This is a genomic window from Neobacillus rhizosphaerae (genome assembly GCF_050477885.1).
In the GTDB taxonomy this organism is placed as follows: domain Bacteria; phylum Bacillota; class Bacilli; order Bacillales; family Cytobacillaceae; genus Neobacillus; species Neobacillus rhizosphaerae_A.
Genome location: NZ_JBCNAC010000050.1, coordinates 1 through 1,100, shown reverse-complemented (window position 1 = coordinate 1,100; position 1,100 = coordinate 1). Strand labels below are relative to the sequence as shown.

Genomic DNA, 1,100 nt, shown 5'->3' with positions numbered 1-1,100 from the left:
TAAAATGATAGTTTTTTGCCCTGTTGATTGGAGCGGAAGGCACGAAGACTCCTGTGGGAGTACGGTTCAGGGGAGACCCCGCAGGCGCAAGCGCCGAGGAGGCTCGCCGAAACGCCCACGGAAAGCGAAGTGTCTGGAGCGGAAATCAACGGGCAAGTTTAACATAGCCGAAATATATTAGAAGAATGAGGTGCAGCAATGATTAAATCCGTTGTTTCAAAAGAGTACCAGGAGTTACAGAAGGAAATTGTGAAGCTTCAAGAACAGTGGAAGCAACAGATAGATAGGGAGACCATCAGGCCCAATCTAGATAAGGCAGCTATGGCCGCAGGGATACCAGCCGCAGCATTAACGGCTATTGATTTTGAAATTTCACTATTCCTACAGTGGATAGGGGAAATAAATTCCACTTTAGTAAAGTTTAATCCAGAACTAGAGCCAAAACTAGCTAGTATTGGTAATCTATTAAATGAAGAAGTAGCGGTAAAGTGTATTGAAGAGGCATTTTCCTTCAATCATGTGTACTTTGTTGGTTTTGCAAAAGAAAATGGGCTTGAAGAATGGATTCCGCAATTCCTGGCCGAAACAGCCCTTCGCCCATATTTACAAGTAACCGCTGAAAAGGTCCAAAAGGACATAGATCAGGCTGTTCCAGGAGCCGGCTGCCCAGTCTGCGGAGAACCGGTAAGAATAGGGTCTCTTGAGGAAGAAGGAAAAAAGGTGATGCACTGCCCGCGCTGTTTAGCACACTGGCATGCTAGACGCCTAGAATGCTCGCATTGCGGCAATGAAGATCACAAAAATATACAGTTTTTAACGATTGAAGGCGATGCTGTTTCACAAATTCAAGTTTGCGATGAGTGTAACGGCTATATTAAAATTATTGATACAAGACAATATATCAGTAAACCATCTGCCGCATTACTAGACTTGAACAGCATCCATTTAGACTTTGTCGCCCAAGAAAATGGATATAACGCGGTAGGTATAAAAAAAGTGGAAAATTAGGCTTTGATTAAAATGATAGTTTTTTGCCCTGTTGATTGGAGCGGAAGACGCGAAGACTCCTGTGGGAGTATGGTTCAGGGGAGACCCCGCAG

At 44.2% G+C, this 1,100-nt stretch carries 1 protein-coding gene; it reads left to right on the top strand.

Annotated elements, in window-relative coordinates; translation table 11 throughout:
• The first annotated feature begins 198 nt into the window (after positions 1 to 198).
• A complete protein-coding gene (locus ABES03_RS06465; RefSeq protein WP_430116191.1) occupies positions 199 to 1,008 on the top strand; it encodes a formate dehydrogenase accessory protein FdhE in 810 nt (269 codons plus the stop codon).
• Positions 1,009 to 1,100 lie beyond the last annotated feature (92 nt).